The sequence below is a fragment of the Saliphagus infecundisoli genome (assembly GCF_020177375.1).
In the GTDB taxonomy this organism is placed as follows: domain Archaea; phylum Halobacteriota; class Halobacteria; order Halobacteriales; family Natrialbaceae; genus Saliphagus; species Saliphagus infecundisoli.
In genome coordinates this window covers 1-15,114 of sequence record NZ_JAIWHV010000016.1, presented here as the reverse complement: position 1 = coordinate 15,114, position 15,114 = coordinate 1, and the positions used below count along the sequence as shown (strand labels likewise).

The 15,114-nt window shown below is 58.4% G+C and carries 16 protein-coding genes and 1 pseudogene; 7 read left to right on the top strand and 10 right to left on the bottom strand.

Going from position 1 to position 15,114, the window contains the following annotated elements; translation table 11 throughout:
• Positions 1-339 precede the first annotated feature (339 nt).
• Positions 340-807: a helix-turn-helix domain-containing protein gene (locus tag LCF40_RS15650; RefSeq protein ID WP_224829170.1), complete on the top strand. Its 468-nt coding sequence runs from the start codon at positions 340-342 to the stop codon at positions 805-807.
• A gap of 304 nt (positions 808-1,111) precedes the next feature.
• Here the strand turns inward: LCF40_RS15650 and LCF40_RS15645 are convergent, their stop codons facing one another.
• A complete protein-coding gene (locus tag LCF40_RS15645; protein ID WP_224829169.1) occupies positions 1,112-1,504 on the bottom strand; it encodes a metallophosphoesterase family protein in 393 nt (130 codons plus the stop codon).
• Positions 1,505-1,663: 159 nt separating this feature from the next.
• Here LCF40_RS15645 and LCF40_RS15640 point away from each other — a divergent pair, with 159 nt between their 5' ends.
• The 3 genes from LCF40_RS15640 to LCF40_RS15630 all read left to right on the top strand — a co-directional run bounded on the left by LCF40_RS15640 (position 1,664) and on the right by LCF40_RS15630 (position 3,684).
• Positions 1,664-2,581: a glycosyltransferase family 2 protein gene (locus tag LCF40_RS15640; protein ID WP_224829168.1), complete on the top strand. Its 918-nt coding sequence runs from the start codon at positions 1,664-1,666 to the stop codon at positions 2,579-2,581.
• 90 nt (positions 2,582-2,671) lie between these two features.
• Entirely contained in the window at positions 2,672-3,244 is a 573-nt protein-coding gene (locus LCF40_RS15635) for a DUF7342 family protein (protein WP_224829167.1), read from the top strand.
• The gene (locus LCF40_RS15630; protein WP_224829166.1) at positions 3,241-3,684 is read left to right on the top strand and encodes a toxin-antitoxin system TumE family protein; all 444 of its coding nucleotides are present in this window, start codon (positions 3,241-3,243) and stop codon (positions 3,682-3,684) included. The genes LCF40_RS15635 and LCF40_RS15630 overlap by 4 nt, the downstream gene beginning before the upstream one ends.
• Before the next feature lie 468 nt (positions 3,685-4,152).
• Here the strand turns inward: LCF40_RS15630 and LCF40_RS15625 are convergent, their stop codons facing one another.
• From LCF40_RS15625 to phnD, 6 genes and pseudogenes are all read right to left on the bottom strand, one after another.
• Positions 4,153-4,644 (bottom strand): hypothetical protein, encoded by a 492-nt coding sequence (locus tag LCF40_RS15625; RefSeq protein WP_224829165.1) that lies wholly within the window; start codon positions 4,642-4,644, stop codon positions 4,153-4,155.
• 139 nt (positions 4,645-4,783) lie between these two features.
• On the bottom strand, positions 4,784-5,572 hold the full coding sequence (locus tag LCF40_RS15620; RefSeq protein WP_224829164.1) for an HAD-IIA family hydrolase: 789 nt from the start codon (positions 5,570-5,572) through the stop codon (positions 4,784-4,786).
• Between the two features lie 322 nt (positions 5,573-5,894).
• A complete protein-coding gene (phnE, locus tag LCF40_RS15615) occupies positions 5,895-6,686 on the bottom strand; it encodes a phosphonate ABC transporter, permease protein PhnE (RefSeq protein WP_224829163.1) in 792 nt (263 codons plus the stop codon).
• On the bottom strand, positions 6,683-7,492 hold the full coding sequence (gene phnE / locus LCF40_RS15610; protein WP_224829162.1) for a phosphonate ABC transporter, permease protein PhnE: 810 nt from the start codon (positions 7,490-7,492) through the stop codon (positions 6,683-6,685). Before phnE (LCF40_RS15610) ends, phnE (LCF40_RS15615) begins: the two co-directional genes overlap by 4 nt.
• 1 nt (position 7,493) lies before the next feature.
• Complete coding sequence (phnC, locus tag LCF40_RS15605) at positions 7,494-8,327, bottom strand: phosphonate ABC transporter ATP-binding protein (protein WP_224829161.1); 834 nt, start codon at positions 8,325-8,327, stop codon at positions 7,494-7,496.
• 73 nt (positions 8,328-8,400) lie between these two features.
• Positions 8,401-9,534, bottom strand: a pseudogene (gene phnD, locus LCF40_RS15600) (phosphate/phosphite/phosphonate ABC transporter substrate-binding protein); the annotation flags it as partial.
• Here phnD and LCF40_RS15595 point away from each other — a divergent pair.
• Both LCF40_RS15595 and LCF40_RS15590 read left to right on the top strand, forming a co-directional pair.
• Positions 9,424-9,744 carry a hypothetical protein gene (locus tag LCF40_RS15595; protein ID WP_224829159.1) on the top strand — a complete coding sequence of 107 codons (321 nt, stop codon included), beginning with the start codon at positions 9,424-9,426 and terminating at the stop codon, positions 9,742-9,744. The pseudogene phnD and the gene LCF40_RS15595 overlap by 111 nt on opposite strands.
• A gap of 388 nt (positions 9,745-10,132) precedes the next feature.
• Positions 10,133-11,074, top strand: a complete 942-nt coding sequence (locus LCF40_RS15590; RefSeq protein ID WP_224829158.1) for a glycerophosphodiester phosphodiesterase — start codon at positions 10,133-10,135, stop codon at positions 11,072-11,074.
• 325 nt (positions 11,075-11,399) lie between these two features.
• Here LCF40_RS15590 and LCF40_RS15585 read toward each other — a convergent pair whose 3' ends face one another.
• The gene (locus LCF40_RS15585) at positions 11,400-11,756 is read right to left on the bottom strand and encodes a winged helix-turn-helix domain-containing protein (RefSeq protein ID WP_224829157.1); all 357 of its coding nucleotides are present in this window, start codon (positions 11,754-11,756) and stop codon (positions 11,400-11,402) included.
• Positions 11,757-11,935: 179 nt separating this feature from the next.
• Here LCF40_RS15585 and LCF40_RS15580 point away from each other — a divergent pair, with 179 nt between their 5' ends.
• Entirely contained in the window at positions 11,936-12,622 is a 687-nt protein-coding gene (locus LCF40_RS15580; RefSeq protein WP_224829156.1) for a DUF7509 family protein, read from the top strand.
• A 407-nt stretch (positions 12,623-13,029) separates the two neighbouring features.
• On the opposite strand, the gene LCF40_RS15575 is transcribed toward LCF40_RS15580, so the two are convergent.
• Complete coding sequence (locus LCF40_RS15575; protein ID WP_224829155.1) at positions 13,030-13,869, bottom strand: hypothetical protein; 840 nt, start codon at positions 13,867-13,869, stop codon at positions 13,030-13,032.
• Positions 13,870-14,110: 241 nt separating this feature from the next.
• Positions 14,111-15,114: RNA-guided endonuclease TnpB family protein (locus LCF40_RS15570; RefSeq protein WP_224829154.1), on the bottom strand; the 1,004-nt coding region annotated here is incomplete at its 5' end.

Genomic DNA, 15,114 nt, shown 5'->3' with positions numbered 1-15,114 from the left:
TACTAATACTGTATCGGGTCCATCGTCTTACTACACGAGCGGAATGGCTCAGCCTCTCGACGAAGCGATGTCTCTGGTCGTGTTCGACACATTGAGACGAGTCACGCTACCTCAGCCGATGCCGACGACTCGTAGGGGGGATAGGATTTGTACGGGCCCATCAAGTAGACGAGAAAATCGGGTTTGCTGGCCTCCGTCTCGATATAATCGCTGTCGATAAGCGCCTCACGGAGACGGTCTCGCATTCGTTCAGAGCGACTGTCGGCTACCAGGATAAACCCACGCGATTCCGGTCCACTTCCACCGGAGTAAACATATTTAACTTGGTCGGGGCCGAACATGAGGATACAGGAATCGAAGATGACCGACCACTCCTCCACACGATCGGATGGCGGCGTTCTTCGGAAAGACAGCAGCCATGACGGCGACGACGATACACCGACGCTCGAGATCGACCTCCCGGAGGACAGTCTGTTTACGGTCGAGGACTATCTGGAGATGTATGATGTGGCTTCGTCCGAACCCGCGTTCCGGATCCTCTGTACGCTGAGTGAGGAACAACGACTCAGCGCAAGTGAGCTTGCTTCTGCCCTCGATCGCGAAGGGAACGAACTCCACTATTATCTGCGCAAACTCAAGCGGTCGGCTCTCATCGCGAACCGACGTGATCCGAATACCGGGACTGAAGACCCCTATTCGTACTATACCCTCACTGATCTGGGTCAGACTGTGCTTACACACGGTCTCAAGACGGGCATCGAGAAGCTGGCCGCTGACGAAGCGACGATTCACGATACGTACGGCTGAGCGTCAATCCGAGACTTTGCTGACAAAGGTGGGAGGCTACCTGAAACGAGGCGAACTCTTTCTTGAAAATGAGACCGCCACGCTCTCGAACAGATTAACCCTTCAGTGTGGATAACCGGCCCGTGGTACGTGTCTCATTAGTGGCTGAAAACGCCAAGAATTGGCACAAGGCCAAGAGGTGAGACGATCCAGAGCGTCACGATCGTCACAGGCGTTGTGACGAGAGTGCAAGCGACAGTCGCTCCAGAGTGTTACTTACTCTTCCACGATTTCTGAACAAAAGGCCGCTCCTCCCTAGCTGTTGCTACTGCATGAAGCATTCCCAGGCGGTCTGGGGTGGATCGATTCGTGGGTTCGGGTGGATCTTGAGGACTTTCTCCTCTGGGATCCGTTCGTCGATCACGTGTGCCCCATCGAATAGCGTCGTCATCACTGAGGGTGAGAGGTCATTGCCCTTCCCAAGAACGAGCGGATTCAGCGCTCTCTCACGGAGCGCATTGACCAACCCGAAGTAGGTTGCAATGTTGTCCGGGTCTTCGGCGCTGTTGTACAGCCCGTTGAAATACGAATCGTGGATGATGGTAATCTCGGTGGTTGTTTCGGCACTCGCTGACGTGCTCGCAACCCCCGCGCCGAGGAGTGCCCCGCCAGCACATCCGAGAAACCGTCGTCGACTGTGGGTCGAGACTGCGTCCATAAACTGGTCACTGAACCCGAGGTACATGTAGGTTGGTACGAACGAACCGTATGTCTCTGGATATCACGGTGTGGGCCGGTACAGGGTGGGATTCGCCCTGACCGTACCCAACTGGGAGTGATCGGTTCGTTTTTCGTTGCGCCACCAGACGTTGTTCCCATGGCTGCACGGCCACCGATGAGCGTCCTCCTGCCGACGACCAGGTGGACCGATGCATGCACCGAACTGGCCGCCCAACTTGGAGAGGGAGACGAACTGTTGGTCATCCATGACAATGAGGCCGATCCGGTCACCGAGCAGGAGGTCTATCCGGAGGGCGTCAGACTCATCGCCGCCGGCGAACCCGAACGCTGTTCGGGGAAGGCTAACGCCATCGCTGCCGGGATGAATGCCGCAAATCATGACCGACTTGTCTGGACGGACGACGACTTCCATCATCCCCCGGACTGGCTGGCAACGATGAACTCGGATTATGCGGAGTACGGGCCGGTGTCGGAGGTGCCGTATTTCGTCGGTCGGGATCCCCTGTCGGTGGTGCTCGAACCGCTGTATGCGTCTGCTGGCTCGCTGGGGCTTTATCTCGGCAATCAGATCTGGGGCGGCGCGGTCATGTTCGAGCGCGACGACATCGACGAGGCAGCGTTTCTCGATGAGCTTCGGCGGACCGTCAGCGACGATGGCCTCCTCATGGAGTACCTTGAGGTGACGACGGTCGGCCGGACGCGAATCGTCCCGATCGGAGGGTCCCTTCACGAGGCCGTCGAGCGCCCGGTCCGGTGGACGAAGATTCTCCGGTGGCATTTCCCCGGCACCGTCGCCGGGACTTGTCTCGTCTCGCTGTTCGTCCTTGCAGTGGCGATTCTGGTCCCGCTCTACATGGCGGTCTTTCTGACGGCAGCTCACGTCGCCGTCAACGAAATTCTGGGCGTCCGCCGATGGACGGCCGTGCTGGCCTACCCGGCACTGTTCGTATTCGTACCCCTGGTTTTCTATGCACTCGTTCGCCGGACGTTCGTCTGGGGTGGCCGACGATACCGGTGGGTGGAGAAGTTCGATGTCCGGGTCGTCGAGTCGTGATCTGGTGAGGTCCCCCCAACCGATTCTCCACTCCGTGTGGGGTTATTCCGTCGGAACAAGATTTATTCCGTCTCACCTCGTGGATTTGGTATGGAAACCCCACGTTCCGACCGTCAGGCAGGTGTCGACCCGGCTGATTCACCGGACTTCGATGCGTTGACCCCGTCATCGGATCTCGTCAGCGGACCGCGAACGAGAGACGACTTTTTCGATGCCGTGCTTGGGCTAGAGAGCCCGGCAACCGCTAGTGAGATTGCCGATCGGGCTGGCCACGGTGTGGATGCTGCCCGGGAGTACCTCGAGTGGTTCGAGCGAATGGGCATCGTTACGCAGGTCACTGACTCGCCAGCAACGTATGAACGCAATCAGTCATACTTGAACTGGCGACGCGTCCAGACCCTTCGAGAGAACCATACGACGGATGAACTCGTTGAGTTCTTGGAGACCGAGACCGAACGTGTGGAGACTCTCGCTGACGAATTCGACGTCGAGTCTCCCGATGAAGTCTCTCTTTCGGCGTATGCGGCTGACACCGGCCAGTCTATTGAAGACGTGTGGAAGACGGTCTCCGAGTGGAAGACTGCTCGACGCAAGATCCAACTCCTCGAACGGGCTCTGACGGCCGAGTCGGGGGACGCTGCCGACCAGCAGCCGGCCGTATGACCGACGAGTCGGACGACGGGTCCAATTCGGGTAGCGGTGCACCGGTTGATTTCGATCGACTTGACGTAATCGAGGAACGGTGGTCCGCTGACGAGCGCTTCGCTCGGATCGATAGCCAACCAACATTTGCTCCCGAGCGCCTTGTTTGTGTGTACGACCGACGGTTCTACCCGACGACTGTTCAGGTCGCTCGTCTTGAGATCGTGTGGTTCGAAAATGGTGATTTCTCGCTGCACTACCACGAGGAGCACGATGACGGGGTGTTCGATCATCGGTGGGATCGGCACCCATCTAGCCACAACGCCCGTGATCACCTCCACCCAGGGCCAGAGGCGCCGACTCCTGGCACGGACACGTCCCACCCGGCGGATTGGCGTGACGTTCTCTCACGGGTCCTCGATGAGATCGAAGATCGACAACGTGCGTTCTGGAACGAATAATAGAGGACATGGTTCTGGGAGGATCTTCGGGTCGAGCTGCCGTACTCGCACAGACTGGTAATTACCTTGTGCAACATCTGGACCCAACTACGGCCGGAATGTTGCACAAGGCAAAGAGGTGAGACGATCCAGAGCGTCACGATCGTCACAGGCGTTGTGACGGGGGTAAGAGTCCCAGCCGCTTCAGAGTGTTACTCACTCTTCCACGACTTCTGAACAAAAGGCCGCTCCTCCCTAGCTGTTGCTACTGCACGGAGCATTCCCAGGCAGTCTGGGATGGGTCGGTTCGTGGGTTCGGGTGGATCCTGAGGAGTTCCTCCTCTGGGATCCGTTCTGAGCCCCCCTTAGGCGTTCACCCCGGTCACAACAGGTGTGACGCCGCCCTGGGCGACGTCGCGGCTGTTCATATCGGCGAGTAGGTTCAGTCCGACGTAGCGTCCTTCGTCGAAGCGATCATCGGCGTCGTCATCAATTTTGAGGACGACCTTCTTCGATTGGGGGGTTAGTCGGATCGGCCATCGGCTGTTTCTCGGTGATATCAGGGCCACCCATTTCGCGAATGTACCGCCAGACCCGCTGTTGGGTTTCCCGATGGGGTTGTTCGCCCATGATTGCCAGCAGCGCTTCCTTGAGGGCCTCCGAATCAAAGAAGAGCCGTCCGTCACCGTTCCGTCGCTTGGCGAATTCCGCGCGTCTGCGGACGATCTCGACGGCTCTCGCGCGATTGGCCGAGAGGCTCTGGTTGACGTGGTACTGCTGGCAGTTCAGGAAGAAATCCATCGGCGAGGAGGCCTCCCCTGGCCCAGCGGTATCGGCGCTCTTGGAGTCGGACTTGGATCCGCTCTCGTCGGTGTCCGTACTGCTCTCTTCTATGGCGCCGTTGACGGTAGCGGCGATCTCCTTACTGGTCGCGACGGGTTGATCGGCGGTCTCTTCGATGTCGTCTGGATCGATTGGCAATTCCTACACCTTCCCCTGAGAGTCGTCTTCGTAGATTGGTTGAACGCCCTCGCGCAGTGAATTGGTCTCAGTCTCACAGGGCAGACATATGCTTCGAATCACCAACGAGGAGGATGCCACGAACGAATCACCTGATCTCTCAGTCCTCGAAGACCCGCCAAATATCGGCGATTGACTCGAGGACGTAGTCCGGGGTTATGTCGCTTTCTGCGAGGGTAGCATGGTCGGTGACTCCCGAAAGAACACAGACGGTCGTCATTCCCGCATGTTCACCCATAGCGATGTCGGTCTCGAGACGATCACCGATTAACAGACACTTCTTGGGAGTGGTGTCAAGCCTCCCCATCACGGTCTCGAGCATCGTTGCTGATGGCTTGCCGAGCATCGCATCTACGGAACGTCCAGTAACGCCTTCGATCGCACCTATCATGCCAGCGGCATCCGGTATCGCCCCTGACTGGGTCGGACAGGTCCGGTCCGGATTCGTTGCCAGAAACGGCGCACCACTTTCAAGAGTCTTCATCCCTATATCGAGTTTCTCGTAGGTAAATTCTCGATCCATAGAGACAACCAGAAGGTCGCCAGAGCCGGTTCGAGCGATATCGATCCCCGCTCGTTCTAGCTCCTCGATTAGGGGCTCCTCACCGATGACGAACGCCTCCTGATCTGGGTAGTTTTCTACGACATATCGTGCGGTCACCCACCCGGAGTTTATGACGTCCTCACGGGTCGCTGGGACGCCGAGGTGCTCGAGCTTCTCGCTGTAGTCGGCGCGACGTTCGATCGCTTTGTTTGTCAAGAAGAGGACGGGGAGGTCCCGGCCCCGTAATTCCTCAATTGCTCCGGCAGCGCCCGGAACGAGTCTGTCGCCGAGATAGACCGTTCCGTCGAGGTCGAGAATTGCTGCATCGTAGGTACCGTCGCTCATTGTGACCAGGGATCGTCTCGTCGAATTTCTTTCGTCACGGATCGCGTTCGGCACCAATGCCAGTCGAGGGTCCTACTCGGTCGACTTGACACCAGTTGTACGTTCATCCTCCTCACCTCGATTTTGGACGTGTGGTCTGTCCTTCCATTGTAACCCGTCTTGATCCCTACGCGTGGCCGATTCATGATTTAGTCAGCAGCCGTTTCCGACAGTATCGGATCCAGCTCCGTCATTGTATTGATTACTGACATGATGTAGAAGTCTAGACAGTTAGTATTTGTGTGGGGGAAACAAACGGCGGGCACCGAACGGAAAACGGGGCTCAGCGGACCTTCCGTCGCAGGTACGCGGAGACAACCTCGCTAAAGACGACGAGCGCAAGGATGGCGATCAGGATGGTCAGCACATTCTGCCACTGGAAGGTGTTGATCGCTGTATTGAGTTCGACGCCGATGCCGCCGGCGCCGACGAAGCCAATGATCGTCGAGGAACGGACATTGATGTCCCACCGATAGGTCGAGACACCGACGATGGCGGGCTTGATCTGGGGCATGATGGCGTAAATCGCCGACTCGAGTGAATTGGCGCCGGTCGCCTTTACGGCCTCGACCTGACCGGGATCGATCTCTTCGATGGCCTCCGCGATCAGCTTCGAACAAAAACCGATCGAGCGAAGGCCGATGGCGAGCACGCCAGCCAGGGCTCCGGATCCGAAGATGATCACGAACACCAGCGCCCAGATGATGACGTTTACCGAACGGGACGCGGAGATGATGAACTTCCCCAGGAGGAAGCTGGCCCTATTCGGCGTGGTGTTGGCGGCACCAAGCAACGCGACCGGAACCGACAACACGATCGCTAACGCCGTTCCAAGGACCGCGATATGGACGGTCTCGATCAGCGGGGAGAGGATCTCGCCGGAGTAGGTCATGTTCGGCGGATACATCCGGTTGAAGAGATCCATGAACTCCTCGGGTGAGGACGTCAGATAGCTGTAGTTGACGTCCAGCAGGGTCCAGGCGACCACCGCCACAACGATCGTCAGCAGGCCGAGCGTGAACCGCACGAGGCGCTGGCGCGGCGTCCGCCGCTCCCAGGTCCGGTAGTCCGTCATTGGATCCGCCCCCGAACGTAGGTGCTAACCAGTTCACCGATCATAACCACCGCGATGATGGCGAGGATGATCGTCATGAAGAAGTCGTAGTCGTACTGGTCGAAGGCGTTCAACAGCGTCGCACCGATCCCGCCGGCACCGACGATGCCGACGATCGTACTGTGGCGGATGTTGATGTCCCACCGGTAGATCGTCAGGCCGACGATCCTGGGCATGACCTGTGGCACGACGCCGAACAGCAACGTCTGGATGCTGTTCGCACCGGTGGCCTCTGTCGCTTCCATCTGGCCGGTGTCGATGTCCTCAATCTCCTCGGCGAGTAGCTTCGCGAAGAACCCGATTGTCTTATAGGACAGCGCGAGAACGCCGGCCAGCGGACCGATCCCGACTGCCTTGACTAAGATGATTGCAACGATCAGCTCGTGAAACGCCCGCGAAACCGTGATGATCCCGCGGCCGAGCCAGTAGATCGGTCGCGGTGCGATGTTCTCCGCAGCCATGAACGCGATTGGGATCGAAATGATCACGCCGACGATAGTCGCGATCACCGACATCGCAAGGGACTCGACCATCCCCTCGATCAGGAGATCCGTTTTGAACGGCGTGAACTCCGGCGGGAACATACCAACGAGCAGTTCCACGGCGGCATCCCACCCCTGGAGCATGCGATCCAAAGAGATCCGCATGTTCCAGGCGCTCCACAACAGGAAGACGGTGATGACGAGATAGACTGTCCACTTGACGTAGTGGTTGTAAAACGCCGTCGGGCGGGTCCATTCACGTCGTTCGGTTTGTTCCGTCGCCATGCTAGCCTCGCCTGATTTCGCCTTCTTCCGTCGCGCCTTCGGTGGCATCACCATCGGTCGTCGCCGACTGTTGGGCGCCGGTCGTGACGTCGGGGATCTCCTCACCACGATAGATCTGCCCCTTCGCCGTCTCGTCGAGATCGTCCGGCGTCCCCTCGAAGACGAGTTCGCCGTCCCGGAGCCCCACGATCCGCTCGGCGTACTCTTGGGCGAGGTCGACCTCGTGGATGTTGATCAACACGGGGATGTCGTCCTCGGCGGCGATCTCCGTCAGGAGGTCCATCACGGCCTTCGAGGTTTCCGGATCCAGGCTGCTGGTTGGCTCGTCGACCAGTAGAATCTTCGGCCGTTGGAGGATCGCCCGTGCGATGCCGACGCGCTGGCGCTGGCCACCCGAAAGCTCGTCCGCTCGGTTGTTCTCGTGGTCCGCTAAACCGACCCGATCCAAGACCTCGTACGCCCGTTCGACGTCCTCGGGCGGGAAGTTCCGCCGAAAGGCCTGCCACGTGCTCACGTAGCCCAGTCGGCCGGAAAGGACGTTCTCCATGACGGTGAGCCGTTCGACGAGGTTGTACTCCTGAAAGATCATTCCCATGTCGCGGCGCGCTTCTCTCAGGTCATCGCTACTGAGAGCGGTCACCTCAACGCCGTCAAGTTCGACGCTGCCGCCGCTGGGTTCGGTGAGACGGTTCACACACCGGATGAACGTGCTCTTACCGGCGCCGCTGGGGCCGATCATCGCCACGGTCTCGCTGCCGGTGACGTCGATGGAAACGCCCTTGAGCGCCTCGTCACCCGACGGATAGGTCTTCTGCAGGTCAGTTACTGAAAGCATGTGCTAGTAAATTATCAGTGTGTTTTCGTTGTCTTAGGGAAAGCCGCCTCCGTTGAATGGGTGTGACTCTAGGTTATTCGCCCATGTTTCCGGTCTCGTACTCGATGCTTTGATTTTCATGAGTCTGGAGGATGATGTCCCAGACGGTCGCGTAGTCGATCTCCACCCAGGTGCCACGGCCCTCGAACTCCTCGGCAATAGCCGTATCCTGGTAGTCGTAATCTAGGAAGGCCGCTCGGACGCCCTCTTGAATATCGGGGTGAAGCGTGCTGACGTAGGAGAACGCCGTTGTTGGGAACGGTTCCGAGGCCCAGAGGACCTTGATTCCCTCCGGATCGAGCTGATCGTCCCGCGCGACCCGGGCATAACAGGTCGAGCAGACCGGGGCCGCCTCGTAATCCCCATTGGCGACGCCCAGCGAACTCTGCTGGTGGCCGCCCGAATAACTCACTTCGTAGTCCTCCTCCGGGACGACGCCCTCGTTAGCGAACAGCGCTCGCGGCGCGAGGTTGCCGGAGTTCGACGTCGGGTCGGCGTGGGCGACGTTCTGCATCGGATCACCCTGGAAGTCCTCGAGGGAACCCAGTTCCTCGTTGTCGACCTGCGTGATCAGCCATAGCCGATAACCAAATGACCCTTCATCGCCGCTCCCGTCGACTTGTACTGAGAAGGGGACGGCGTTGGCGATATTGACCGCGTAGGGGACGGTACCTGTCGAGAAGCCGGCCATGTGAAGTCGTTCGGAGCGCATCGCTTCGACCTGAGCTGCATACGAGTCCAACGTCGCATACTCGACCGATTTGCCGGTTTCCTCCTCAATGTTCGTGAGTAGTGGTTCAAGCGTGTTCTCGTATACTGTCGGGTCCTCGGTCGGGACTAGCGAAAACTGGAGCGTGTCCGGATTGATAAGCTCACCCTCGCTGTCTGGCGTTTCGGCGACCGGGTCACCGTAGCGCGGTTCGTCCCGCTGGTCTTCGCGCATCCGCTCGAGGTCGGTCATCGAGCCTGTCTCATAGCCAGCCTCCATCAGCGTACTGGTCAATTGTGGGAACTCGGGGCTCGACGGATCGAATTCAGGATATGTTGAGGGATCCGTGTGATCAGCGGCCCCACCGTTGCCATTGCCACTATCAGTATCGTTACCGTTGCCGTTTCCGTTACCGCCATTTCCACTGTCGGTATCGTTCCCGTTCTCATTGCCGTTTCCGTTACCGTTGCCGTTCCCGTTCCCATTGCCGTTTCCGTTACCGTTGCCGTTCCCGTTCCCATTGCCGTTTCCGTTACCGTTGCCGTTTCCGTTCCCGTTGCCACCATTGCCGTTCCCGTTCCCATTACCGATACAACCAGCTATCCCACTAATTGCAGTGGCACCTACTCCACTAACGAACGTTCGTCTATCTATATTACGCATATCTAATGATCAATAGTGGGGGTGTCTTAATTCTTCGGATCAGCTTTCTCAGAAGCTATTAAATTACCATTCTTTTACTCTATCCACAACGATATCAAGAAAACCAATGGTCGCTCGGTATACATCGGATAGGTGCCGTTACCGCACATGTGACCCATGAGAAAGCCAGGACAGCCACGAACTCCACAAGAACAAATGCCATAATATCCTGAGTCCGCCGACAGAAGATTCAGTCGTCTCGTAGGTCTCTCGACTGAACCCTCCCCCTGTTATCGCATGGATCTACAGAGGATGGAATAGTTCACAATATCTCCCACAGGTTCTAAATAGACTTTCATAAAAGTATTACAAAAATCATAAAAATTTATCTTACCAGTCTTCTTCGAGCGTGATGATGTCTTCAGAAAATCAGGGCATCAGGAATGTCGTATCGCGAAGAAACCTCGTCAAAGCAGGCGGTGCAGCACTCGGTGTTGTCGGCCTCAGTGGTACTGGCACCGCATGGCCGGACTGGAAAGACGACCATAGGGAAGATGAAGAAGACAGAGACGAAGCGGACGGCTGGGGTTGGGACCGCAATGAAGGCGTCCGAATCACCGCCCACCGTGGGTACCGAGACGTTTTTCCACAGAACACGGTCGCTGCCGTCGCCGGTTCGACCCGGCTCAAAGCGGATCGGATTGAGATCGATCTCGTCGCAACAAGTGATGGGGAGATCGTCGTCTTCCACGACGCGGCGCTGGACGACCTTACCGACAAATCGGGACTCGTCGGCGAGACGCCGGCTGAAACGGTTCTTGAGGCCGAAGTGCTCTCGTCTGGCGAGACGATTCCGACTCTCGAGGAGACCCTCGAAGCGGTCCGGCCGCCGGTGATGATGAACCTCGAATTCAAGGAGTCGGGTCCGCTTTCGTGGAGGGAATTCGCCGAACGAACACTCAACATTGCATCCAGCTACCCTGGCGACTATTACGCGTCCTCGTTCGATCCTGACGCGATTCGCGCTGTGCGTGAGGTCGACTCGAGTGTCGCCGTCGCGCCTATCTTCGGCGGCAACGTCGACGAGAATCTTCAAATCGCACGCGAACTCGACGCCGAAGCGGTGAACGTCTCGACTGGTGCCCTTGACCGTGACCTTGTCGAGACTGCCCATGGCGAAGGGCGAGACGTCAACGTCTGGACGATCGACAGCTGGCGGGAAGCCAGCGAGCCCCTTGAACTGGGTGTCGATGGGCTGATCGCCGACTACCCAAACATGGCGACCTTTGCACTGACGAAATCACACCACGATAAGCCAGGCCGAGGTAACCGCGGTCGTTCGGGTGGTGACAAGTGATCGCGGGGAACACCTGTCAGTCGTTCCGCGCAACGGGCGTTCACTCGCGTAGCCCACTGACTGACCCGCGGAGGGATCGGTACGATGACGGGGAGTAGCCGAGACCGTCACTGAACCTCCCTTCTCTTCTACAGCGGACTCTTGCAAGTGGCGGACAGAATGCTGGAATCGTTGTTTGATATCGAGTGCTGCCTTGTGCACAGAACGGATAGAAGCAGACTCGTTGTCGTTTACAGCCAGCAATGAGACATGGTTCGAGCGCGACGACATCGACGAGGCAGCGTTTCTCGATGAGCGACAGTCCGCCTCTTTCTTCGTGCCGAAGTCAGTATTCGTCGAGTGCCCGTTTCTCTTGTTGGATGAAGTCGATCGCGGCATCAGTGAGGTCGGAGCCAAGACCCGATAGCTCATAATATGAGTAAAGTCCGTCTGCGTTCGGCTTCGACCGCTTTCGGTTTTCGACGAGTCCAGCATCCTGTAACCGATCCAGATGATAGTGCAGGCCGTTCTCAGTTCGGCCGAGAGCGTCGCCCAGTTCCGATGCGCTCATCGTCCCGTTCGTCTGGAGCATATAGCACATCGCGAACCGGGTGGGCTCGGCAATCTCCTCGAATAACTCCAGGTACTCTCTGAGGCCGAGGATATTGCTGTCGTCGAGTAGGTCGGCTGCGAGTACGGACATCATCTCTCCGTCGGTGTTGTCGGTCGTATTCGAGCGCCGTGTGGAGGGACTGTCTGACATCTTGGGTACTAATAGACCGTCGCCCTATATCAGGTTAACGGCTGTTAACCTTGAATCGGACGTAGAGGTATGTCGCTGAACAGGTGCGTTTATAATCTGAGCGGAATCACTCTCTTCCAATGCGAACGTACGCTGGGAGGACGATGCGGGAAGTGCTTCTTGAGCGTCTGGAGCCGACCGCGCATAGCGAGTTTCTGGTGTATGTGATGGGCCCGTATACGATGTTCAGCCTCGACTATGTTCTGCAGGAGGAGGTCGATATCGACGACACTGACGCCGAGTTAGGTGCGTTTGGTGATCCCGATACCGACCTTATCGATGATCTTCGGGAGATCGTTGAGTGGATGCGGACCGATATTGGTGTGAACGCGTTTCTCGCCGTCGATGCCGATATCCCGACAGAGACTGTCCCGACTGAAACAGACCAGGAGCGGATGAACGTTATCAGCCAGTCGAAAGCCTACGCTGGGGCGAGCAACGCTGTTGTGTTCGTTCTTCCCAAAGCGGGCGTTCGTGACGGCGTTGATATCGAGATCGGTGCTGTGCTCTCAGGATTTGATCTCGGTCATGCCGAAGGCACGCCAAGGAAGCCACCACAGCGATTCCATGTCTTCCGCGAGCACAGCGTCTCGAGTGCAACCCTTGATGCAGTGCCCTTCGAGTACGAGGTCGCACTCACTGAGTATGGGACACGATCCGAGCTTCACGATCAGCTCGCACGGTTTCTCGCCGGCGTTATTCGTTCGGAGCGTCGAGGCGACTTCCCGATTGATGACGGGTTCGAACGGAATGATAATAGCGAGTGATCGAGTGGTTGCCTCAGATTGAGTCAGATGTGAACGGTACGACGACTCTCGTGCAGATCTCTAGGTGTTGCCGTAGCTGACCGCGACGGGTGTTTAGAGTGGGCCGCCGATGAGGAGTGACAGCGTGCCTTGTGCAACAGCGACGATGGGTGATCGCGGAAGTGTTGCACAAGGCAAAGAGGTGAGGCTCTCCAGACCGTCACGATCGTCACAGGCGTTGTGACGGGGGTGCGAGTCCCAGTCGCTCCAGAGTGTTACTCACTCTTCCGCTCCCTCTGAACAAAAGGCCGCTCCTCCCTAGCTGTTGCTACTGCATGGGGCATTCCCGTGTGGTCTGGGATGGATCGATTCGTGGGTTCGGGTGGATCCTGAGGAGTTCCTCCTCTGGGATCCGTTCTGAGCCTCCCTTAGGCGTTCACCCCGGTCACAACAGGTGTGACGCCGCCCTGAGCCACGTCGCGGCTGTTCATATCGGCGAGTAGGTTTAGCCCGACGTATCGTCCCTCGTCGAAGCGGTCATCGGCGTCATCGTCGATCTCGAGGACGACCTTCTTCGATTGCTGGTTAGTCGGATCGACCATCGACTGTTTCTCGGTGATATCGGGCCCGCCCATCTCGCGAATGTATCTCCAGACCCGCTGTCGGGTCTCGCGATGGGGCTGTTCGCCCATGATCGCCAACAGCGCTTCCTTGAGGGCCGCAGAATCGAAGAAGAGCCGTCCGTCGCCGTTCCGGCGTTTGGCGAACTCTGCGCGTCTGCGGACGATCTCGACGGCTCTAGCACGATTCGCGGAGAGACTCTGGTTGACGTGGTACTGCTGGCAGTTGAGGAAGAAGTCCATTGGCGACGATGCTTCGCCTGGCCCAGCGGTGTCGGTACTCTTTGAGTCGCCCTCGGTCTCGTCGGTGTCTGTGTCGCGTTCTTCCAGGGCGCCGTTGACGGTGGCGGCGATCTCCTTGCTGGTGGCGACGGACTGATCGGCCGTCTCCTCGACGTCGTCGACGCGCTCCTCGAGGTCGTCAACCTCGTCGGTGACCGCTTCGACGTCATCAGTAACCTCCTCCATGTCGTCAGTGAGCTCGTCGATCGTTTCCTGTTGGGAGGCAACCCGAGTTCCGAGGCGGGCGATCAGCTCCTGTTGGGAGCGAACGACGCCGATGAGATCAGTCAGATCGTCGATCTCGTTGATCTCGTCGATTCCATCGCTCTCGGGGCCACCGTCCAGACTCTCCGAATCCATGCTCATGGCTGAACTGGCTACATCTCCGTTCACCGCGTGCGCGGTCGAATCGGGCTGTTCATCGCTGTCGGTGAGCTCGAAGCCCAGTGCGTCGGCGACCGTCTCGTCGTCGGGCTGTTCGTCGTCGATACGGCTCGGATCTTTACCGATGTCGCTGGAATTGACATCCTCACCGCGCCTACAGGCGCGGGAATCCTCACGTTGGGGGTCTCGGCTCATGCCGAACCACCACGCGAGCGACTTTCTCCTACCCGTGGATACTCCGGTTCGTGCGCGCTTCTTTGGGACGTTCGTGAGAGTGTGGTATCTCCGACCAGTCGTGGTCGTCCCACTCGAATCGCACGGGCCGTGCCATCGGCCGTGGTACGTCTGTTTCGTGCCGTCTCAGGAACGTCTCGCTTGCCGAAAGATCCGCGTGGCCCTCGAAGCCACACTGACAGGTCAGCGTGTCCTGGTGCCGAGTAGTGTCCGTGGTCGAACCGCAGTTTGGACACGTCTGGCTTGTCCACGCTTCCGTGCGGACTTCGACCGTGATTCCGTACTCTTCGGCAGTACACGCGAGCCGGTCGATGAACGTGCGGAACGCCCAGAAGTTGTGCGTCTTCGCGTTCGTCCGCACCGACCAGTGGGTCTCGAGAACGTCGGTGAGATCGCCGACGTACACCGTCGAGACACCTTCGTCGTACAGTCGTTCGATCAAGTCGCGGGCAAGCGCGTCCATCGCATGGTCGCGCCGTCGTGTCCGGCGTCGGTACAGCCGGCGAATCCGGTTCGACGAGTACCGACCGTCCCGAAGCTTCGACTGAAGCCGGGAAATCTCCCGAGTCGTCTCGCGGAATCGTTCGAACAGGTCGCGGCCCTTGTACAGGTACTGCTTGCCGGTCGTGGTCGTACAGGCGACGATGTTGTTCGCACCGATATCCAGCGCGGCGGTTTCGTCCGCCAGTGGTGAATCCAGTCGAGAATTGACGACGGTGACTGGCTGAAAGGCCCTGAATTGGCCCGAAGATTCGTCGTAGTACAGTTCCAACCGGCCCTGTTTGCCGTCCCACTTCGGATCGCCCGCAACTTCGAGGCGAAGACGCTCGGTGTGTCCGAGGCCGTACTTCTCCTTGAGTTCCTTCCCGACGGGAATCTCGAGTCGAGAGCGGTCGCCCATTTCCAGTGTGTACTGGTCGTTTCGAACGTAGGTCCGCAACGTTCGACCGTCGTCCTCGTTGCCCCAGTAGCCGGGTGGGGAACACTTCTCGC